Raw genomic sequence first — 19715 nt, forward strand, 5'->3', positions numbered from 1 at the left:
CGGCAAATTCAGGCGGTCGCCACCCAGAAACGCAGCTGGGTGGTTCCATCCCCGTCCACGACTTCCGGGTGCGTCGCGTCGGGAACTGCCCCGCAGCCCAGGATGGTGGCGCGGGATCCGGAATTGCCGGCAGCGCAGGTGACCAGCGCCCGGTCGATCCCTGCGGCGCGCAGCTCGTCCAACCCGAAACGGCACAGCGCCGCGGCGACTCCCTGCCGACGGGCCTCGGGCAGCACGCCGTAGCCGATATGGCCGCCCAGGTGCTGCAGCGAGGCATTCAGTTCGTAGCGTACCGACACCCGCCCCAGCAGCCAGCCGTCCCGGTCCACCGCGATGAACAGGGCCGAGCGGACCCACCCCTCGGGGATGTGCTCCCCGTGCCGTCCGGCGTTCATCCGGTAGACGTAGTCGGCCCAGTTTTCCCCGTCCGTCCAGGCAGGAAGGAATTCGAAGTCCTCCGCCAGCAGCGTCTGGTGCGCGTCGACGGCCTGCTGCTCGTCGGCGTCGGTGAGTTCGCGAAACAACAGTTCGCCCAATTCGTCCATGGCTCCAGTATCCCTCGTGGCCGCGGGCCGCAGGTCAGTAGGCCAGGGCCTCCCCGCGCACCTGCCTGTACCAGTCCACGGTGCCGCCGGCCAGATTCAGCACCTGCGCTTCCGTCGGCGGCGCCCCGTCCGGCTGCGGGCCCAGGGCCTGGGCGGCGCGCAGCGACCGGGCCCCGCTCTTGCAGGCCAGCACCACGTGGGTGGCGTCCTTCGCGTCGATCGCCTCCCAGCCCAGGGAGAGGATCTGCTCCAGCGGCACGTGCACGCTGCCGGTGATCGCGGCGATCTGGCGTTCCCAGTCTTCGCGCACGTCGACGACCAGCACACGCTGCGCCGCCTCCCGGCGCAGGTCTTCCAGCGCGGCCGGGTCCAGCTGCGCGACGGCCGGGGCGGCGGCGCAGGATTCCTGCGCGTAGTCCCCCAGCTCCCGCACCGGTGCGCGCTGCGGGTCGCGCTCGAAGGCCAGGGTGCGCACCCCGGCGGTCAGCGCGTCGTAGAGCCAGAGCTTGCCGGAGAGGGTTTCGCCCGCCCCGGTGATCAGCTTCAGCGCCTCCACGGCCATGATCGAGCCTACCACCCCGCACAGGGCGCCGAACACGCCGCCTTCCGCGCAGCTGGGCACCGAGTCGGCATCCGGGATCTCCGGGAACAGGTCGCGCAGCATCGGCCCGGTGCGCGGGTCGAACACCGAGACCTGGCCGGAGAACTGGAACAGCGTGCCCCACACCAGCGGGGTTCCGGTCAGCTCGGCGGCGTCGTTGGACAGGTAGCGGGTGGCGAAGTTGTCGCTGCCGTCGATCACCAGGTCGTAGGCGGCGAAGAGCTGTTCGGCATTGTGCGCGGTCAGCCGTTCGGCCAGCGGCACGACGGCGACCTGGTCGTTCAGCTGGGCCGCCAGCCGGGGCACCGAGTCGACCTTGCGCGCCCCGACATCCTGTTGGCGGTGCATGATCTGGCGCTGCAGGTTGGACAGCTCCACCGTGTCGTCGTCCATGACCGCCAGCGTGCCCACGCCGGCGGCGATCAGGTAGTTGCTGATCGGGCTGCCCAGTCCCCCGGCGCCGATGACCAGCACGCGCGCGGCGGCGATGCGGCGCTGGCCTTCCTCGCCGATGCCGGGCAGGGTCAGGTGCCGGGAGTAGCGCGCCAGCTGCGCCGGGTCCAGCGCGGTGCGCGGTGCAACCAGCGGTGCGCGCCGGCTCACGAGAAGTCGCCGATCAGCGCCTGCATCATGCCCTCGCCCGGGGAGGAGGCCAGCGCGGTGTCGCGCACCGGGATGCGCCCGGCCAGCCGTGCGGCCCGTCCGGCGCGCACGGCGTCGCGCATCGCGGCGGCCATCAGCGGGGCGTTGTGGGCGCGGGTCACGGCGCTGGCCAGGAGCACCGCGTCGCAGCCCAGCTCCATGGCCTTGGCCGCGTCCGAGGCGGTGCCCACGCCCGCGTCCAGGATCACCGGGACGGTGGCGCGGGAGACGATGGCGGCGATGTTGTGCGGGTTCAGGATGCCCAGCCCGGAGCCGATGGGCGCGCCGGCCGGCATGACCGCCGCCACCCCGGCGTCCTGCAGCCGGGAGGCCAGCGCCGGGTCGTCGTTGGTGTAGGCGAAGACCTCGAAGCCGTCGGCCACCAGCTGCTCCGCGGCGGCGAACAGCTCCAGCGGGTCCGGCAGCAGGGTGTGCTCGTCGGCGATGACCTCCAGCTTCACCCAGTTGGTTTCCAGCGCCTCGCGGGCCAGGTGGGCGGTGAGGATCGCGTCGCGGGCGGTGAAGCAGCCCGCGGTGTTCGGCAGCGCGGCGATGCCGTGGCGCTGCAGCAGCTCGTACACGCTGGCCGAGCCGCCGGAGGAGTAGTGCCGGATGGAGACCGTGGTCAGCTCCGTGCCGGAGACGACGAGCGCCTGCTCCAGGGTGCTCAGCGAGGTGGCCCCGCCGGTGCCCAGGATCAGCCGGGAGCCGAAGCTGCGCCCGGCCACTTCGAAGGCGTCGTTGGCGGCGCTGAGCTCGGTGAGGCCCGCGGCGGCGTTGGTTGCGGTGGCGTGGTCCATGGTTCAGCCTCCCTGGGCGGCGGTGACGAGTTCGACGGTGTTCCCGGCGGCCAGTTCGCGTGTCGACCAGGCGCTGCGCGGGACCACGGCGCCGTTCACGGCGGCGGCCAGCCCCAGCTTGGCGCCGTCCGCGGCCTGGCCGCGCTCGTCCAGTTCGCGGCCCAGATGCGCGGCGATCAGCTCGCGCAGCGTGGAGCCGTCCGCGATGGTGGCGGGGGTTGAATTCAGCGTGATGTCGATGGTCATCGGTGCATCTCCATTCGGGTCGGTGCGGCGTGGCCGCCGGCACGGCGTGGGTCGGTGAAACGTGCGGGGTCGGTGAAACGGGCGGGGTCCACGGCCCGGGCGTGTTCCGCGTTCGGCGGCAGCCCCTGGACCAGGTCGGCGGCCAGCGCGGACCCGAACGGGGTGAGCAGCACCCCGTGGCGGGAGTAGCCGGTGGAAAGCACCAGCCCGTCGTCCAGCCGCCCGACCAGCGGCCGGTCGTCGGGGGTGCCGGGCCTGGCGCGGGCGATGACCTCGTTCAGCGAGCAGTCCACGATCCCGGGAACCAGCCGGCGGGCGTTGTCCAGCAGCCGGTGCATCTGCCCGATGTTGACCGCCTCGTTGCCGTCCTCGCGGCTGCTGGCGCCCAGCACCAGCGAACCGTCGGCGCGCGGCACCAGGTACACCGGGTCGCGGTGCACGATCCCGCGCACGGTGTGCTGCAGCAGCGGCGGTCCGGAGGGGCCCTGCAGCCGGAAGATGTCCCCGTACACCGGGCGCAGCGGCAGCCGCGGCGCCCCGGCAACGGCGCCCAGGCCCGCGGCGAGCACCACCTGGTCCGCCTCGATGATCCGGCCGCTGCCGGTGCGCACCGCGCGGGTGGCCCCGGCGCGCTGCAGCAGCTCGACGGCGGGTTCGCGGACCAGGTGCGCGTCCAGGTGCCCGGCCAGGATCCGAACCACCGAGCGCGGGTCGATCTGGTGGTCGCCGGCGCAGCGCACGGCGCCGGCGATGTTGCTGGCCAGCGCCGGTTCCAGCCGGCGGGCGGCGCTGGGCAGCAGCACTTCGGCGCCGAATCCCAGATTGGTCTGCAGCTGCACCAGCTCGTGCAGGGCATCGCGGTCGGCCGGTTCGGAGGCCACCACGAGGGTCGCGTTCCGCAGGTAGTCCGGGCGCAGGCTGGTGGCCTGTTCGATGCGTTCCACGAACTGCGGGTAGCGCTGGTTGGAGGCGCCGAGCAGTTCGTGCAGGATTCCCTGGCCCCAGGTGGTTTCGGCGGCCGGGGCGAGCATCCCGGCGGCGGCGCGGCTGGCGCCCTGCCCGGGATCCGGGTCGATGACGGTGACCTCGCTACCGCGCGAGAGCAGTTCGAAGGCGGTGGACAGGCCGATGATTCCGGCCCCGATGATGGCGACGTGCAACGACGGCACTTCCTTCCTACGGCGGCATGACCCGCATCAGGTGTGGCGGTCGGCTCGGTGCCCTCTCAGCCTGGTCGGTTCAGGCTCCCGCGGAGTTGAAGCGATTATAGGCACGACCCGCGGCGCAAAAGCCAGCCCGGCGCGTCCTTGCGCGTCATCTTCGCGCGCGATGGTCCCTGATCCGCGCAATGCACGGGGCTTTCCACGGCGCCGGGTGGGTAAATCCTCAAAGATCCATCAGTTTGTTTGCCCCGGGCCCGAAGGGTGCGGAAGTGTGGCGTGAAGGCGCCCGGAACCGGGCGGCACCGCAACCGGAAGGAGAACACAGTGCTGACACTGACCGATCAGGCCGATGCGATCGTGACCTCGCTGGTCACCAACCAGACGGAGGAGAACGAGGCGGGGCTTCGCATCCAGCCCGCCGACGCGGCCGAGGGCCAGCCCACCGCGCGTTTTGCCGTGCGCGTGGTTGACGGCCCGCAGCCGGCGGACCAGGTGATCCAGGGCGAGGGCAGCCCCGTCTTCCTCGACGAGCTGGTCACCGACGCCCTGGACGACAAGGTGCTCGACGCCAACGTGGATGCCGAAGGCACCATCACCTTCCAGGTCCTGGCCCAGCGTTAGGCTTCCGCCGCGCCCCGGGGCACGAGCTCCGGCGGCCCGGCCGCGAACGCGCCACTGCCCGGGCGGCGCTCGTCCGGTTCGGTCCACCCGGATCCGTACCACGAGCCGCTGCACCGGGCAGTGGCGTGTTGACTATGTTCTTATGCTCCGGCGCCTGGCCGGTTTCCCGCCGCGGCGGGAGGTTCGCTAGTCAGCGATCTCGCTGGTGACCTTGGCCCCCAGCTCGACGGTGCGCGAGACCGTGCAGTACTTGTCGTGGGAGAGCTTCACGATGCGCTCGACCATGCCGGCGGCCTTGCGGCCCTCGTCGGTGTCCGGGAACTTCAGGTCGAAGGACATCTTGATGTCCTCCATGCGTCCGGCGCCCTCCTCGCTCAGCTTGTAGCCGCTGGCGGCCACCTCGAACTTCTCCGGCTCGCTGCGGCGCGTGGTGGCCACGTCGACGTCGATGGCCGAGCACCCGGCGATGGCCGCCAGCAGCAGCTCCACCGGGGTCAGCAGCCCTTCGCCCTGGCCGAATTCCAGGCTGGCACCGGTTTCGCCGCTGGTTGCCCGGTACTTCTTGGACTCGACTCGCTCGACTTTGACTTCACGCAGATCACGGGTGTTTTCGCTCATGGATCTATCGTGACACGTCCGACGCGGAAATGTGGACATGGCGAAGCCGGATCCGGGCCAGCGGATCGGCCTGCTCCGCCGCCTTCTCAATCTCGAAGCCATGGTCAAGGAAGAACGTGAGGGTATTCGCATTCTGGCCGTTGATCTGGATGGTGGTGGCAGGGCACAACGTCAGGATGTCCTTAAGCAGCGCGCTGCCCACCCCCTGGTGCCGGTCGTGGTGGCGCACCCACAGCAGTTCGATCCGCGTTTCGCTCCACGCGGCAAAGCCGACGATGTCCTTGCCCAGCTGGGCGATCCGCACCGAGACCCGCTGCGAATACACCGCTTCGAGCGCGTTGGCGACGGCATCCACGTCTGCCGCCGAGAGGAAGTCGCGGCCTCCCTCCGCCGAGTTGCGCCAGACGTCCAGGAGTTCGGGAACTTCCTCCACGCTGGTCCAATTGCGAAGAACGAGCATCTCAGTCATTGCAACTCCTCTCCAGCCGCGGAATACACCGCATGTTGTCTTGTAATTTTCTCCTTGTGAGATGCCACCGAGAAGCACGGATTGGTAACAAGTAGCCACTCATCTGCGCCCTGAAACCGCGCACGGGGGTGGTGGACTGTCACAACTCACTTCCGGGAGTAGGCCAGAACCGCCCTGCTCCAGCGAGTCATTTCCCCTGCAACGATATCGGGTTGGTCAAGGTGCACGTTGTGCCCGGCCGATGGAACGACCGTGATTTCTGCCGAGGGATACCGTGCAGCGAGCTTGCGGGGATCCGCGAAGCCGGTGACATGGTCCTGCTGGCCGCACAGCATCAGCACCGGACAGTCCAGCGTGCCGGCCCGCTCGACAGGCAGTTCATCGAGGAAATAGCGCTTGGACAGCTTCACCATCGAGCGCAGGTTCACCGAGCGGATCCCCGGCAGCACATGGATGCTGAAGCGTTGCCAGTTCTCCACGGTCTGGAGCACTGACATCTTCTCGTAATGATCCGCGTCCTGCAGCGGAAGCCCTGCCAGCAGGCTCGGGTCGCTGTGCAGAATTTCCCGCGGCGGCACGGTCCGCTGGGCATGCAGCGGGAAGACCAGCGGCGCCAGCATGGCGATGCCGGCTACCTGCTCACCGAACCGGTCCCCCATCTCCTGTGCCAGCAGCGAGCCCAACGAGTTGCCGACCATCGCGAAGGGACGTTGTCCGCATTGCCTGCGGATCAGCGCTTCGAGCCAGTCGGCGATTTCGGGAAGTCCCCCGGCGCCCTTCAGGCCAGCGGTTTGGCCCATTCCGGGAAGATCCACATAGATGCGCTGGAAAATTCCGGTGGCGGCCAGCACTTCATCCAGCGCCAGGAGGATCCGGTGGTCCACCCCGTGCCCGTGAATCAGCACCAGGGGGATGCCCTGGCCGGCAACTTTTTGCACGCCGTCGATGTGGTGCTGGTTCATGCTCAGTGGGTCATTCCTTCGAGGCGCGGGCGTCAGATCGGCACGGGCCCCGCACCGATCACGGCCCGGCGGCTTGCGGCCTCGCGGCCGTTGGCGCCGCGTTGTCCTTGTCCAAAATAGCGCTCACCAGTAGAAACTGTCCAAGAATGTAGGTGAGCATGATCCAGAAGTCCTGGGCCGGGATATGGATGTCCGTGAACGAGCGCAGTGCAATCAGCGCATCGGAGAATAAGAACACCGCTCCGCCCAGCCCGCCCCGCAACCCGGTTCCGGTCGATAGCACAGCCATCGAAACCAATGCGAGGCCGTAGAGGACCACCGGCACCAGCAGCGCACCGGCCGAGGGCCCGCACAGCACCACCAGGGCAGCGAGCACGAGCAGATACGGGACCAGCCCCAGGGGCCGGCGGAGCACCGAGCCGCGCCACCACCGGCGCAGGAGCAGGATGTAGAAAACCTGCGCCACCATGAAACAGCCGACCATCGTCAAAAACCCGGGATCGCCGTCGATCACCCGCGGCAGGGAATCTCCGAGCCAGGAGAAGAACACCGCGGCCAGCGCCAGCGTGACGGTACGGCTCCGCGGCGCAGCGGTGGACGCAAGGATGAATCCGCCGAGCATGGGCATCAGCAGAACCTGCGTCGCCTCGCCGAGCATCCTCCCCGGAGCGACAAGCTGCGACGCCAAGTGGACCAGGCTGACCACCAGCAGAAGCGCCAGGAACACCCGGGCCAGCGGCCTGCTGTCCGTGCCCCCGACGCGTTCCAGGCGAACCCCTTCGCTGCCCATCGTTCCCCTTCATGACATTGCCGGCCCGGCGCGGCACCGGCCTTGGGACGACCCTAGCCAGTGCGGCCGACCGGGGCAAGGCATCGGTCCGTGCCGCGTTCAGGGCCCCTCATTGGCCGCCGCCATGGACCGTGCCCGTTGCCGGGAGAACGCAGAACTCGTTTCCCGAAGGGTCTTGGTAGATGCGCCATGGCAGCTGGCCCCATCCCGGGTGCAGTTCGCGGCCGCCGGCCGCGGCGATCCGCTCTGCGACAGCCTGCGGATCATCGTCGGCGTCCAGCCGAAGATCAAGGTGCACGGGGTTCTTCTCCGTCTCGCGCTTGGCCTCGGCTTCCGGGACGAATTCCAGAAGCGGTCCCCGGCCGCTGGGATGGCGCAGCGCCGCCGGTCCGCCAGTCTGGTCGATCCGCCACCCCGACAGCTCCGCCCAGAAGTGCGCATCGCGCTGCGGCCCGCTTGATTCCAGCCGGAGCGCTGCCAGCCGCAGCGGTCCCTCCGGCGCCTGCCCTGCGCACCCGCTGGCCACGGTGAACCGGTGACCCGCCGGGTCGCGTCGCAGGTCGACGTCCGCCGCTGGGCCGGACTCCGCTCCAGCACCGGCGACAAGGCCCGGGACCAGCCGCTGCCGCGAACGCCTGCCCGGCTCGACCTGCGGGAAGCACAGGTCGAGCACCGGTCCGCCGGGAATTCCCAGGCGGGTCTCGAAACCCTCAGCGCTATCGCTGAGCTGCTCGCAGCCCAGCATGTCCTGCCAGTACCGGCCGGCGGCCCGCGGTTCGGCCGCATCGAAAACGATGTTCTCCAAAAACATGGGTACACCCTACCGGCCTTGGGTGTGCTGCGGGCGTCCCGCGCGGGAAGTTTCCAGACGGCCGGCGGGTCCTGCTGCGGGAGGCCTGCGCCGCCCTTGGTTGCTTGGGCCACAGACCGGAAAACCGGAAGAATGTGGACTTAGTCAATGGAAAATGAATAAAAGCCCCAAAAGATCGTTGACTTAGTCAAAGGTAAACCGGGAGTTCTGCGGGTCGAAATGCACCGGGCTCGATTTCCGGGAACTCCGCGAACCGTTGGCTGACTTGGCTCCACGCAATGGACAACGAATTTATTCCGTGTTTCCGGAAACAAATTTCAGGTTCTGACATGCTTTTTCATGATTAATTCAGTCGTACGATATTTGCATGAGCACCAAGACATTTCCACACCTGATGTCGGAGGGCCGCATCGGTCCGATGACCACCCCGAACAGGATTGTTTTGCCAGCCATGGACATGAACGTGTCCGAAGGCGGCGAGATCGAGCAGTCCGAAATCGACCACTACGCATCCCGCGCCGCTGGCGGCGCCGGCCTGATCATCACCGGCGCCTGCGCCATCGCCTTCCCCTACGGCGCCGCGTCGATGAAGGAACCTGGCCTGTCGGATGACAAGTTCATCCCAGGCATCAAGGCGCTGGCCGACGCCATCCACGCCGCAGGCTCCAAGCTGTGCATCCAGTCGACCCACCACGGCAAGGTCGCCCGCGTCGACACCGCCAACGACCGCCCGGTCTTCGCCCCGAACCAGCCGGACTACAGCTACTCCATGGGTGCGCTGGCCGACTGCACCCCCGAAGAGCTGGCCAAGATGGGCGCGGCCACCGCAGGCAAGAAGATCAGCTATCACGAGATGACCAAGGAAGACATCGACTGGCTGATCACTTCCTGGGCCGATGCCGCCGAGCGCGTCGCCAAGGGCGGCGCCGACGCCCTCGAGATCCACGTGGCCCACGGCTACATCCTGGGTGTCTTCCTGAACCAGCGCGACAACCTGCGCACCGACGAATACGGCGGATCGCTGGAAAACCGCGCCCGCCTGGCCTGCGAGGTCATCGCCGCGGTCAAGGAGCGCGTGGGCGACAAGCTCGCGTTGCTGGTGCGCGTCTCCGGCGAGGAATACGGACAGGAAGGCGCACTGAGCCTTCCCGAGTCCATCGAAGCCTCCAAGATGTTCGAGGCCGCCGGCGCGGACGCCATCCACGTCACCGGCTGGGGCCGCAACCCGTTCGACAACTTCACCGACGGCCCGCTGCCCAATAAGGTCGGCGCCTACCTGGAAAACGCCGCCGAGATCAAAAAGCACGTCTCCATCCCGGTCATCGCCGTGGGACGCATGCTCCCGGAGATCTCCGAGAAGGCCATCGCGGAGAACAAGGTGGACTTCGCCGCCATGGGCCGCCAGCTGCTGGCCGACCCGGAACTGCCGAACAAGCTGCGCGAAGGCAAGTTCGACCAGGTCCGCCCGTGCATCAACTGCTACCTGTGCGTGGGAGAGAACTTCTTCGACGACACCCCGTTCTGCGCCGTGAACCCTGCGCTGGGCAACGAGAAGTTGCTGCCGCTCAAGCCGGCCAGCGCTTCCAAGCACATTGTCGTGATCGGTTCGGGCCCCTCGGGCATGGAATCCGCGCGTGTGCTCACCGAACGCGGCCACCGCGTGACCCTGATCGACAAGGCCGACCGCCTGGGCGGCACCATGTGGTTCTCCACCATGACCACCCCGGACAACGAGCGCCTGCTGCGCTGGCTGAAGTCCGAGCTCAAGCGCCTGCGCGTGGCCGTCAAGCTGAACACCCCGGCCACCGTCGATACCATTCGCGCGCTGAACCCGGACCACGTGATCGTGGCCACCGGCGCGGTGCGCCCGAAGCCGGACATGCCCGGCGGCGACCTGCCGAACGTGCAGACCGGCGACACCCTGCGCGCCATGATGCTGGGCACCGCCACCGCCGAGGAGGCCGGCCTGGTGCTGAGCACCATGGGCAAGATGGGCCGCCTGTCCGGATTGACCAAGTCGCCGGAGTTCGTCCGCCAGTTCACCAAGTACTGGCTGCCGATGGGCAAGAACGTCGTGGTCATCGGCGGTTCGCTGGTGGGCCTGGAGCTCGCCGAGTTCCTCGCCGAGCGCGGCCGCAAGGTCACCTTGGTGCATGAGAAGCAGCAGCTGGGCCTGCCGCTGGCCATGCCGCGCCGCTGGACCGCGGTCAAGGACAACCTGGAGCACGGCGTGCAGATCCACCGCAACGTCACCGTGGACCGCATCACCCAGAAGACCGTGGAATTCACCGTCAACGGCGAGGCCATGAGCGCCCCGGCCGACATGGTGGTCTATGCGGACGGCACCACCGCCGCCGCACCGGTCGCGGACGAGCTGCGCACCGCGGGCTTCAGCGTCGACGTGGTCGGCGATGCCGGTGCCGTGAACTACATCCACGGCGCCATCCACTCGGCCTGGGAAGCCACCGTTTCCCTGTAGGCTCCGACCCGGAAGCGCTACCCGAAACCCCGCTGCGGTCCACCGGCCGCGGCGGGGTTTCCCGTCTCCGGGGGCCTCGGCGCGCGATGGCGATGCACCAGGCCCAGCGGTACGCGTCCGCGAACAGCAGCCAGTCCAGCAGGGCCGGGTCGCGTTCACCCAGCTCGTGGCTCGGCGCCGCCTGGTCCGGGCCGGAGATCAGCCCTGCGCCCCGCTCCCCCGCCGCCGGGCCATGGCCTTCGCACGGCGCAGGAACTCTTCCATGCCGATGGCCCCGCAGGCTACGTCGGTCAGGTTTTCCACGTCCTCGCGGTTCGGAATCCAGCCCTCGTGCCAGGCGGAGGCCAGCGCCTGACGCACGGCGTTGCGCTTCACCGCGTCGAGCCGGTCGAACAGTTCCGGCCAGCGTTCCTCGATATCGAATTTATCGTCCATGGACAAGTCCTCCCCGATAATGCCGCCTCCCATTCTAGGTGCTGCCCTGCGCCCCTGGAAGCTTGGAAAGGGGCAGGTCAGATGGCACTGAAATCGGCCTCTGGCGGAGCTTTCGACAGGAGTCTACCCTGTAGCTAGCAGAACTATCGCACGCCCGGGAGCCGTGCAGGAGGACCCCATGAACAGCACCCAGACCACCGCCCGCGCGGATGCCTCGCGCACGGGTTTCAGCACCACGTTCCTGGCCACGCGCATCGATTTCCCCACCGCCGGACCGGACGTGCCCGCGGATTCCGTGGAGGTGGACGGCTCGCCGGTGATCAACTACACCCACTTCTCGCTGACGCTGAGCACCACGCAGAAACTCGCCCGCTGGGTGGCCTGGAACATCGACGGCACCGAGATCAAGCTGCTCTCCCGCACCGGGCTGAACTTCACCAAGGACCCGCGCATCCCCGAAGAATACCAGGCCGGCAACGACCTGTATGCGAACAACCGCTTGGACCGCGGGCACCTGGCCCGCCGCGCGGATCTCACCTGGGGTTCGGAGACCGAAGCGAAACAGGACAATAAGGACTCGTTCTATTTCACGAACATCACCCCGCAGATGGACGATTTCAACCAGTCCGGACAGGCGGGGATCTGGGGCCGGCTGGAGAACGCCCTCTACGAGGACGTCGAGCTCGACCAGCTGCGCTGCAGCATCTTCGGCGGACCCGTGTTCGCCGCCAACGCCCAGGTGTACCGGGGCTACCGGATCCCCACGGAGTACTGGAAGCTGATCCTCTTCGAACACGAGGGGCGGCTGAAGGCCAGGGCCTTCATGCTCACCCAGGACCTCGACCGGATGCAGGTGTTCATGGCGCTGGACGAATTCCGCGTCTACCAGATCAGCGTGGCCGAACTGGAGGAACGCACGGGGCTGGATTTCCCGGCCGCGGTCCACGCAGCCGACGACCTGGTCCTCGCCCGAGCCGGCGCGCGCTCCCCGCTGGGATCCACGGCCGACATCCTGTGGTGAGGCCCCACGGGCAGGGGCCCGCGGCCCCGGACAGGACAGCTAGAGGCGGACCTCGCCGTTGACGCAGGCCGCGACCTGTCCGCCGATCCAGATGTCCCCGCCCTCGATGCCCACGTGCACCCGGCCCTCGTAGCCGATCGCGGTTCCCTGCGCGGCGACGTAGTCCGCCTCGACGATGCCGGTATCCAGCATCCAGCGCCCCAGCCCCGCGTTCAGGCTACCGGTGACCGGATCTTCCCAGACCGGGTCATCGCCCACGAAGGCGCGGACCTCGAACTGTGTTTCCCGCCCCTGCGGGTGCGGGCCGATCACGCCGATGCACAGCGGACCCAGGTCCGCCGGGTCCGGGTCCAGCGCGAGCACCTGCTGCGCGCTGGCCAGCCGCACGCCGATCCACTGCGGCCCGTTCACGATCCAGGTGCTGTCCAGCAGCTGTTCGGGGTCCAGGCCCAGCACCTCGGCGACCCGCGCCCGCAGCGGCGCATCGAGCGGTTCGTAGCGGGTCAGCGTCGGCGCCTGGAAGGCCAGCAGTTCGCCGTCCGTGCGGACTTTCACCAGGCCGGCGCCGCACTCCTGGAGCAGGTGCCTGGGGTTCTTGGGCTGTCCGCCGGCCTGCCGCCAGGCGTAGGCCGACCCCAGGGTGGGGTGCCCGGCAAACGGCAGCTCGTGGGTGGCGCAGAAAATCCGCACCCGGTAGTCGGCCTCCGGGTCCGAGGGTTCGAGCAGGAACGTGGTCTCGGCCAGGTTGGTCCATTTCGCGAAGCGCTGCATCTGCTCGTCGCTCAACCCCTCGGCCCCGTGCACCACCGCCAACGGGTTGCCCCGGTACGGGGTCGGCGAAAAGACGTCCACTTCACTGTATCTGCGCGCAATCATGGCACTACGCTAGCAGTCGCCGCGCACGGTCCGTACCCCTGCCCCGGCCCGCCGGGGCTGACAGGCGGCGGGTCCATCAAGCACAATGGCGTCCATGAACATCAACGAAATCCTCAGCGGCATGGCCCACCGCCCCATCGACGCGGCCCGCAACCTGCCGGCGCTCACCGCCGAGCAGCTCAATGCCCACCCCGGCGGCCACCCGAACTCGGTGGCCTGGCTGCTGTGGCACACCGGGCGGGAAGTCGACATCCAGCTGGCGGCGTTGTCCGGCCGTGAGCAGCTGTGGCACCGCTACCGCGACCGCTTCGACCTCGGCGAGGCCGGCGACGGGATGGGCTACGGGCACACCCCGGTCCAGGCGCAGGCCATCCGGGTGGAGGACCAGCAGCTGCTGCTGGAGTACGTGGATGCGTCGTTGACCGCGCTGGGCGACTACGCGGCGCATCTGGGAGCGGAGGAGTTCGACGAGATCGTGGACCGCCGCTGGACCCCGGAGGTCACCCGCGGGGTGCGGCTGGTGTCCATCGTGGACGACGCCATCGCCCACGTCGGGCAGGCGGCCTACGCGGCCGGGGCGGTCACCGCGGGCGGAGAGTAGCCGCAGCCGGACGGCGCCCGGCACCGGGCCGTGCGCCGGGCCGCGGCATCAAGCCGGCTGCCGGCGCCCGCGGATCCAGCCCAGCAGCAGGTGGCGGAGCATCGCGCCGAACACCAGCGCCCAGACGAGCACCGCCACCGCCAGCGCCCCGTGCCCGATCGCCTCCACCACCGGCAGCTTGTCCACCCGGCCCAGGTTCAGCGAGGCCACCGCGAACATGCCCACCGGGAACACGATGGACCACAGCGCCGGGGTGTAGCCCAGCGGCACCCGGTGCACCAGGTGGCGCCAGACCCCGGCGCCGATGAGCATCGGGATCAGCCACAGGCAGAAGCTCCAGAACACCGCCACCGTGGAGGCGATGAGCACCCGGGTCGCGTCGATCATCGGGGTGGAGTCCATCTGCACGATCTTGGTGCCGGCCACCACCGCGATGGCCATGGCGCCCATGGCCACCCAGTAGGGCGGCTCGAACTGCCGGGCGGTGATGCCGAAGTGCACGATGCGCAGCAGCACCAGCACCGCGATCCCCGCGTACAGCGCCACGCCCACCGACCAGGACAGCACCGCCAGCAGCCCGACGACGTCCCCGGGAACCCCGGCGGCCGGTTCGACCACGCTCAGGCCGATCGCCAGCGACTGGCTGGCCACTGCCCAGATGAACCAGGTGCCGTTGGTGCGCGCCAGGATCGGCTCGCCGTCGCGGGTCATCAGCACCTGCCAGGGCAGCACGTAGCCGAACACGAACCACAGCGCCGCGGCGAAGAGCACCAGCGGAGCGGCGACCCGCAGCAGCCCCTCGGCGGCCAGCCGCACCGCCAGCACGTCGGTGCCCGCCACCACGGTGAAGTAGGCGAAGGCCGCTTCGGGGCTGCGCAGATCGTGCAGCATGGCCGTGCGGCAGGCCGCCGCCCGCCAGATGTACAGCACCCAGAGCACCGCGTAGGACGCCGCGGCGATCACCAGCAGCACCAGCGACGGCACCCGGGCCCCGACCTCGTGCAGGCCGATCGAGACGATGCCGGTGCCCATGACCAGCGCGAAGTATCCCGGGGCGAGGTGCTCCAGTGCGCCGCCCGCACCCGGGGTCCGGGGCCGGTGTCTGGTCGATTCTGCCGCTGCGTCGGGGCTCATGAGCCCAGCCTACGACGCGCACGCCCCGCGCAACAGAGACTTTTCGCGCCCGCTAGCGCCGGTGCCGCAGCGGCGCGGCGGAGAGCTCCTCCAGCCGCCCTGATGCGTGCTGCCGGGCGAGGTCGGCGGCGCGTTCCTCAGCCGTCGGCAGGGTGCCGCCTTTCGACAACGACATTCCGGGCCAGCGTCTTGAAGCGCGTGCCGTCCTCCTGGCGCACCGTGAGGGTGAGCGCACCGGTCTTGCTGGTGTTCAGGTCCTCCACGGTTCCGCTTTTTCCCTTGTGGGTTCCGGCCGCGACCCGGCACCGGTCGCCGTTGCCGGGCTGCACGTCCCCCGCAGGGTGTGCATTCTCGTTCATGGGTGCCAGTTTAAGCCGGGGGCGCCGTGGAGGCGAGCCCCCGGCGGGCATCCTGGATGCGCTCCTAGCCGATCCGGGTGATCGCCGGGAACACGTAGTCCTGCTCCAGGATCCGCGGATCCGGCTCGTACATGCGCAGCACCGGTCGGAAGGCGCCGGCCGGCGTCGGCAGCCAGTTGGCGCGATCCCTCGCATCGGCCGGCTCCCGGTGGGAGAGGTGGATGACCAGCGACCCGTCCGGCTCGAATTGCAGCCCTTCGGTGCGGTCGCCCAGCGAGTAGCGGCCGATGGGGTTTTCCACCAGGAAGTAGTTGGGCACGTCGTACATGGTCAGCGACCAGAAGGCCCCCACCGGCGGGGTCGGGTTCAGGTGCACCCGGTAGCTGTGCGCACCGGTGAGCGGCTGCTCGTCCTGGTCCACGTAGGTGGCCGTGTAGGCGGCCTCGAAGGCCTGGTTGCCCCACAGCCCGCCCAACGCGGCTCCCGCGCGCTGGGCGATGCGGCGCTGCGGATCGGCGATCTTGTAGCGGTCCTCGTCCAGCGAACCGACTTCGAAGTAGTCAAGGTTGTAGTCGAAGGAATGGTAGGCCAGGTTCCAGCCGTTGACCACCGCGTTTCCGCCCCCGGAGGCCAGCAGCTCATCCAGGGCGGCCCGGCCGGCGGCGAAGGCCTGCTCCAGCTGCTCCTCCCCGGCCTCGGCCAGCTGCAGGGCGCCGCGCTGCAGCTGCCCATCGCGCGGCGCCGGGGCGAACTCCCGGCTCCAGGCGCGGAACTTCGCCCAGAAGTCCAGCGCCGGCGCACCGGTCTCGGGGACCGGGGGCAGCCCGGCCGGCACCGCCGCGGCATCCAGTGGCGTAAGCGTCGTGGCATCCTGCAGCGCATGCGCTGCGGGAAGATCCGCCTCGTTGTCCACCGCCCAGCGTCCGACGATGCTGGCGACGCGCGTGGGCACCCGCACCACCACCGCGTCCTCCGGGGCCTGGCCCTCCCAGCCCGGGGGCACCAGCAGGTAGCGCCCGGCGCCGGTTCCGGTGGCGCGGTGCCCGACATACGCGAAGTTGTCAGTCCAGGCGCTGACGAACTGCAGCACGTAGTAGCGGCCGGCGGCCTCCGGCACCTCAAGCAGGATCGGTCCGACGCCCAGGTCCAGCTGCGCCATGGAGTAGATCGTGTCGTTGTTGATGGTCACGAAGGTGTCCTCGGGACCGGCCAGCGACCGGGCGTGGCTGAAGGTGTTCCACGGCGCGGCGGGATTCTTGCCGACGCCGGTGGCCACATAGCGGGCCACCTGCTCCAGGTTGAAGACCAGCGGGAAGGCGTAAAGGTAGGAAGCGAGCAGTTCCTCACGGCGTGGGCTCATGGGAGCGGTCCTTTCAGGCGGCGCGCCGGACCCGCGGTCCGGCATCATTGCCCCCCCCAGTCTGCCCCGCCGGGCGCCCGGGCGCATCCTCAATCGTTGATGATTGGCGGTGCTGCGCCCGGCATTGCGGCCCGGCGGCGCATGCGCGCGACCAGGTCGTCCAGCCAAGCGCCCACGTTCCTCCGGGCCTGGCCGGTATCCGGGTAGCGGCAGCGCAGGTGCACCCCGGCCTCGTCCAGGATGAACCAGAGCATCACCGAGTCGGTGCGGATCGCGGCGCTGACATACTGCGGCTCCAGCACGGTGGCCGGCAGCTGCACCGGCAGCCTGCGCAGGTCCAGCCAGGACACCGCGAACATGCCCGGCGCCTGCGGCATCCCGCCGAAGGGTTCCATCAGGGGCGCCAGCGGCCAGGAGCCCAGCGCGATGGCCTCCTTCACCGCCGCGGCGCAGGCGCGCGGGTCCGGGTCCGCGGATTCAAGCACCGAGTTGGTGATGAACCAGCCCACCGCATCGAACCAGCGCGGCTCGGTGCGGCTGTGCACCGGGAACACCGCGCGCAGCGGTTCCCCGGCCAGCGCGGCGGTGGTCTCGGTCATCATCGCCACGCTGAGCGCCAGCGTTGACACCCCGGCTTCCTTGGCCTGCGCGGAGAAGTCGGCCAGGGCCGCGGTGCCGAGCACGTCGCGCACCTCCACGCGTTCGGGCTGCGGACTCGGATCCCCCAGCGGCAGCCCGAAGCGCGGCATGGCCCCGCCGCCGGCCTCGATCAGCTGCGCCCAGCGCCGGCGCACCCCGTCCGGGGCGGGGGCCTGCCGCGCCAGGGACCGGGTGTGGTCGGTGAAATCCGGGGCCGGTTCCACCCCGGGCTCCGCCCCCGCGCCGATGGCTTCCAGCGCGGCGACCAGGTCCCGTGCGAGCACGAGCATGGACCACATGTCCACGTGGGAGTGGTCCGATCCGATCACCAGCGCCGGGCCGTCCGCGGTCTCGATCAGGCACAACCGGTGCGCGGGCCGCTCGAAGGGCGCGCAGCTGGCATCCAGCACCCGCTGCACCGCTGCATGCATGGTTTCGCCGGGCTCCACCCGGTGCTCGATCCACGCGCCGGGACCGAACCGCACCTGGTGCAGCTGCGCGCCGGCGGGATCGGCGTCTCCGCCGGGCCCGGGGGTGAAGACCGTGCGCAGCGTCCCGTGCCGGGCCACGACATGCTCCCAGGCGGCCGCGAGCTCGCCGCGCGGCACGGGTCCGGGCAGCCGGAAGGACAGCGCCATCCACGAGCCCGGCCGGTCGCCTTCCCCCACGTGCCGGGCCTGGTCGAAAGACACCGGCAGCCGGTCCCCCACCGCGCCCACGTCCAGGTCGTAGCTGAGCAGCGGGCCGAACGGCAGGCGCAGATACTGGATGTGGGTCAGTCGCATACCACGTATCATATTCGCAAAGCCACCGGAACAGAGCGGAGCCGCGGATGCATGAATTCCACGTGCCGAATGCGCGGATCGCCTGGGCGTTCAGCGACGAGGCCGGCCACCCTGTGGTGCAGCTGCACGGCCTGACCTCCAGCCGCTCCCATGACCGGCTGCTGAACCTGGATTTGGGCCGGGCCCTGTCCGGCACGCGCCTGCTGCGCTACGACGCCCGCGGCCACGGCCATTCCACCGGGCGCCCGGTGCCGGAGGACTACCTGTGGCCGGCGCTGGCCGATGACCTGCTGCGCCTGCTGGACTATTGGTTTCCCGGCGAACAGGTCCACGGGGTCGGCCCCTCCATGGGCGCCGGCACCCTGCTGCATGCGGCGGTGCGCCAACCGGAGCGCTTCAGCGGATTCACGCTGATGCTCCCGCCCACGGCCTGGCAGACCCGTCCCGCGCAGGCCGAATCCTACCGGCGCACGGCCGAGGGCATCGAGGCGCTGGGGCTGCAGGAGTATTTTGCGCGCGGCCCGGAATCCCCGCGGCCGCCGGCCGCGGCGGACAACCCGCAGGTGCTCCCCCACGTGGCCGAGGAGCTGCTGCCCTCGATCTACCGCGGCGCCGCCCTGAGCGACCTGCCGTCGGCCGCGCAGCTGGCGCGGGTCGCGGTCCCGACCACGATCCTGGCCTGGACCGGCGACCCGGGACATCCGCTGTCCACCGCGCAGGCGCTGGCGGGCATCCTGCCCCATGCCGAGCTGCAGGTGGTCGCGACACCGCAACAGGTGGCGGACTGGCCCCAGCTGCTGGCGCGGGACGTCGCCCGGCGGGCCGGCTGAACGCCGGCGGTCCATGCCGCGTCGCACGGGTCCCGGATCAGCCTGCGCCGCGCCGTGTCCGGGCAAGCCAGTCAACCAGCAGCGCCCGCAGCAGCAGCGGCTGTTCATGGGGCAGGGCGTGCCCGGCCCCATCGAGAACCGCCAGCGTGGAGTTCGGAAAATCCGCGGCGGCGCGCATCGTGCCGGCGAACCCGACGGTCGAATCCTGCCGCCCGGCCACCAGCAACGTCGGCGGCTCGTAGGTGGAAGGCGCCGCAGCGACCAGCTCCCAATGCCGGCCGATCCGTTCCATGGCCTGCGCATCGGCCAGTTGCGCTCCGGGCGCCACGAAACGCTCATAGCGTTCCAGCATGCCGCGGGTGTGGAGGACGAAATACTGCGTGAAACCTCGGTCTTCGCTCTGGACCCCGGGCACCAGGACCCGGTGCTCGGGAACCTCGGCATCGCCCGGCAGCAACGGGCAGACCAGAGCCAATCCAGCGACCCGCTGCGGCGCGGCCAACGCCATCGCCCGCGCGTAGTAGGCCCCGGCGGAATGGCCGGCCAGCAGGTAGGGGGCCCCGCCGCTGGCCCGGTCCGCGAAGTCGAGCAGGACCTCCAGCACATCCTCGGCGCCCCCGATTTCCGGCCCGGCTGCGGTTCGCCCCATCCCGGGCAGGTCAGGATAGATGCGCCGATACCCCGGCACGCCGTCGAAGGCCGGCTCGAAGCAGGCCTGCGGTTCGCGGTGGTCGACGCCGCCGCCGTGGAGAACGAGCACCGGCACCCCGGATCCGTGTTCGGCGTAGTGCACCACGGTGGTTCGCGTGGGAATGTCCATTGGCCCATGGTGCGCCCGCCGGCCGCCGTGGACAACGGCCGGCCGCCGTTCTTCGGCCGCCGTCCAGCCTCCGGCCTTGGGCCAGCCGGAGGGAGCTGCCGGAGGGAG

At 69.8% G+C, this 19715-nt stretch carries 22 protein-coding genes and 1 riboswitch; of the genes, 5 read left to right on the forward strand and 17 right to left on the reverse strand.

From position 1 onward, the window contains the following. Nucleotides 1-8: 8 nt before the first annotated feature. The 5 genes from JQN66_RS11410 to thiO all read right to left on the reverse strand — a co-directional run bounded on the left by JQN66_RS11410 (nucleotide 9) and on the right by thiO (nucleotide 4003). Nucleotides 9-545, reverse strand: coding sequence for a GNAT family N-acetyltransferase (locus tag JQN66_RS11410; RefSeq protein ID WP_204675077.1), 537 nt, complete (start codon nucleotides 543-545; stop codon nucleotides 9-11). Nucleotides 546-579: 34 nt separating this feature from the next. Next, entirely contained in the window at nucleotides 580-1749 is a 1170-nt protein-coding gene (gene moeB, locus JQN66_RS11415; RefSeq protein ID WP_204675079.1) for a molybdopterin-synthase adenylyltransferase MoeB, read from the reverse strand. Beyond that, nucleotides 1746-2588 (reverse strand): thiazole synthase, encoded by an 843-nt coding sequence (locus JQN66_RS11420; protein ID WP_204675081.1) that lies wholly within the window; start codon nucleotides 2586-2588, stop codon nucleotides 1746-1748. Before JQN66_RS11420 ends, moeB begins: the two co-directional genes overlap by 4 nt. Nucleotides 2589-2591: 3 nt before the next feature. After that, nucleotides 2592-2834 carry a sulfur carrier protein ThiS gene (gene thiS, locus JQN66_RS11425; RefSeq protein ID WP_245353577.1) on the reverse strand — a complete coding sequence of 81 codons (243 nt, stop codon included), beginning with the start codon at nucleotides 2832-2834 and terminating at the stop codon, nucleotides 2592-2594. Next, a complete protein-coding gene (thiO, locus tag JQN66_RS11430) occupies nucleotides 2831-4003 on the reverse strand; it encodes a glycine oxidase ThiO (protein WP_239463994.1) in 1173 nt (390 codons plus the stop codon). The genes thiS and thiO overlap by 4 nt, the downstream gene beginning before the upstream one ends. Further along, a riboswitch (TPP riboswitch) is annotated at nucleotides 3991-4095 on the reverse strand. Its footprint overlaps the gene before it by 13 nt. A 226-nt stretch (nucleotides 4096-4321) precedes the next feature. On the opposite strand from thiO, the gene JQN66_RS11435 reads away from it, so the two are divergent. Next, the gene (locus JQN66_RS11435) at nucleotides 4322-4618 is read left to right on the forward strand and encodes a Fe-S cluster assembly protein HesB (protein ID WP_188946567.1); all 297 of its coding nucleotides are present in this window, start codon (nucleotides 4322-4324) and stop codon (nucleotides 4616-4618) included. 186 nt (nucleotides 4619-4804) lie between these two features. On the opposite strand, the gene JQN66_RS11440 is transcribed toward JQN66_RS11435, so the two are convergent. The 5 genes from JQN66_RS11440 to JQN66_RS11460 all read right to left on the reverse strand — a co-directional run bounded on the left by JQN66_RS11440 (nucleotide 4805) and on the right by JQN66_RS11460 (nucleotide 8268). Further along, nucleotides 4805-5236, reverse strand: a complete 432-nt coding sequence (locus tag JQN66_RS11440) for an OsmC family protein (protein WP_188946566.1) — start codon at nucleotides 5234-5236, stop codon at nucleotides 4805-4807. 4 nt (nucleotides 5237-5240) lie between these two features. Then, on the reverse strand, nucleotides 5241-5705 hold the full coding sequence (locus tag JQN66_RS11445; protein ID WP_204675083.1) for a GNAT family N-acetyltransferase: 465 nt from the start codon (nucleotides 5703-5705) through the stop codon (nucleotides 5241-5243). A 146-nt stretch (nucleotides 5706-5851) separates the two neighbouring features. Then, on the reverse strand, nucleotides 5852-6667 hold the full coding sequence (locus JQN66_RS11450; protein ID WP_204675085.1) for an alpha/beta fold hydrolase: 816 nt from the start codon (nucleotides 6665-6667) through the stop codon (nucleotides 5852-5854). A 58-nt stretch (nucleotides 6668-6725) separates the two neighbouring features. Further along, on the reverse strand, nucleotides 6726-7457 hold the full coding sequence (locus JQN66_RS11455; RefSeq protein WP_204675087.1) for a lysoplasmalogenase family protein: 732 nt from the start codon (nucleotides 7455-7457) through the stop codon (nucleotides 6726-6728). Between the two features lie 109 nt (nucleotides 7458-7566). Beyond that, complete coding sequence (locus tag JQN66_RS11460) at nucleotides 7567-8268, reverse strand: VOC family protein (RefSeq protein WP_204675089.1); 702 nt, start codon at nucleotides 8266-8268, stop codon at nucleotides 7567-7569. Between the two features lie 367 nt (nucleotides 8269-8635). On the opposite strand from JQN66_RS11460, the gene JQN66_RS11465 reads away from it, so the two are divergent. Continuing rightward, complete coding sequence (locus JQN66_RS11465) at nucleotides 8636-10747, forward strand: oxidoreductase (RefSeq protein WP_188946561.1); 2112 nt, start codon at nucleotides 8636-8638, stop codon at nucleotides 10745-10747. 198 nt (nucleotides 10748-10945) lie between these two features. On the opposite strand, the gene JQN66_RS11470 is transcribed toward JQN66_RS11465, so the two are convergent. Continuing rightward, nucleotides 10946-11182 carry an antitoxin VbhA family protein gene (locus tag JQN66_RS11470; protein ID WP_204675091.1) on the reverse strand — a complete coding sequence of 79 codons (237 nt, stop codon included), beginning with the start codon at nucleotides 11180-11182 and terminating at the stop codon, nucleotides 10946-10948. Between the two features lie 178 nt (nucleotides 11183-11360). On the opposite strand from JQN66_RS11470, the gene JQN66_RS11475 reads away from it, so the two are divergent. Beyond that, nucleotides 11361-12203, forward strand: a complete 843-nt coding sequence (locus tag JQN66_RS11475) for a DNA/RNA non-specific endonuclease (protein WP_204675093.1) — start codon at nucleotides 11361-11363, stop codon at nucleotides 12201-12203. 39 nt (nucleotides 12204-12242) lie between these two features. On the opposite strand, the gene JQN66_RS11480 is transcribed toward JQN66_RS11475, so the two are convergent. After that, nucleotides 12243-13079 (reverse strand): PhzF family phenazine biosynthesis protein, encoded by an 837-nt coding sequence (locus JQN66_RS11480; protein WP_204675096.1) that lies wholly within the window; start codon nucleotides 13077-13079, stop codon nucleotides 12243-12245. Between the two features lie 94 nt (nucleotides 13080-13173). Here JQN66_RS11480 and JQN66_RS11485 point away from each other — a divergent pair, with 94 nt between their 5' ends. Next, entirely contained in the window at nucleotides 13174-13680 is a 507-nt protein-coding gene (locus tag JQN66_RS11485; protein ID WP_204675098.1) for a mycothiol transferase, read from the forward strand. Between the two features lie 48 nt (nucleotides 13681-13728). Here the strand turns inward: JQN66_RS11485 and JQN66_RS11490 are convergent, their stop codons facing one another. The 4 genes from JQN66_RS11490 to JQN66_RS11505 form a co-directional block, all read right to left on the reverse strand. Continuing rightward, on the reverse strand, nucleotides 13729-14814 hold the full coding sequence (locus tag JQN66_RS11490; protein WP_204675100.1) for a tellurite resistance/C4-dicarboxylate transporter family protein: 1086 nt from the start codon (nucleotides 14812-14814) through the stop codon (nucleotides 13729-13731). Nucleotides 14815-14951: 137 nt separating this feature from the next. After that, nucleotides 14952-15173 (reverse strand): KOW motif-containing protein, encoded by a 222-nt coding sequence (locus JQN66_RS11495; protein WP_204675101.1) that lies wholly within the window; start codon nucleotides 15171-15173, stop codon nucleotides 14952-14954. A gap of 64 nt (nucleotides 15174-15237) precedes the next feature. Next, nucleotides 15238-16533 carry a DUF1254 domain-containing protein gene (locus tag JQN66_RS11500; RefSeq protein ID WP_204675103.1) on the reverse strand — a complete coding sequence of 432 codons (1296 nt, stop codon included), beginning with the start codon at nucleotides 16531-16533 and terminating at the stop codon, nucleotides 15238-15240. Between the two features lie 89 nt (nucleotides 16534-16622). Then, nucleotides 16623-17957, reverse strand: a complete 1335-nt coding sequence (locus tag JQN66_RS11505) for a condensation domain-containing protein (protein ID WP_204675105.1) — start codon at nucleotides 17955-17957, stop codon at nucleotides 16623-16625. A gap of 47 nt (nucleotides 17958-18004) precedes the next feature. Between JQN66_RS11505 and JQN66_RS11510 the strand changes: the two genes are divergently transcribed. Further along, a complete protein-coding gene (locus JQN66_RS11510) occupies nucleotides 18005-18787 on the forward strand; it encodes an alpha/beta fold hydrolase (protein ID WP_204675107.1) in 783 nt (260 codons plus the stop codon). 37 nt (nucleotides 18788-18824) lie between these two features. On the opposite strand, the gene JQN66_RS11515 is transcribed toward JQN66_RS11510, so the two are convergent. After that, complete coding sequence (locus JQN66_RS11515; RefSeq protein WP_204675109.1) at nucleotides 18825-19607, reverse strand: alpha/beta fold hydrolase; 783 nt, start codon at nucleotides 19605-19607, stop codon at nucleotides 18825-18827. Between the last annotated feature and the right edge of the window lie 108 nt (nucleotides 19608-19715).

Source organism: Glutamicibacter protophormiae (assembly GCF_016894325.1).
GTDB lineage: Bacteria > Actinomycetota > Actinomycetes > Actinomycetales > Micrococcaceae > Glutamicibacter > Glutamicibacter protophormiae.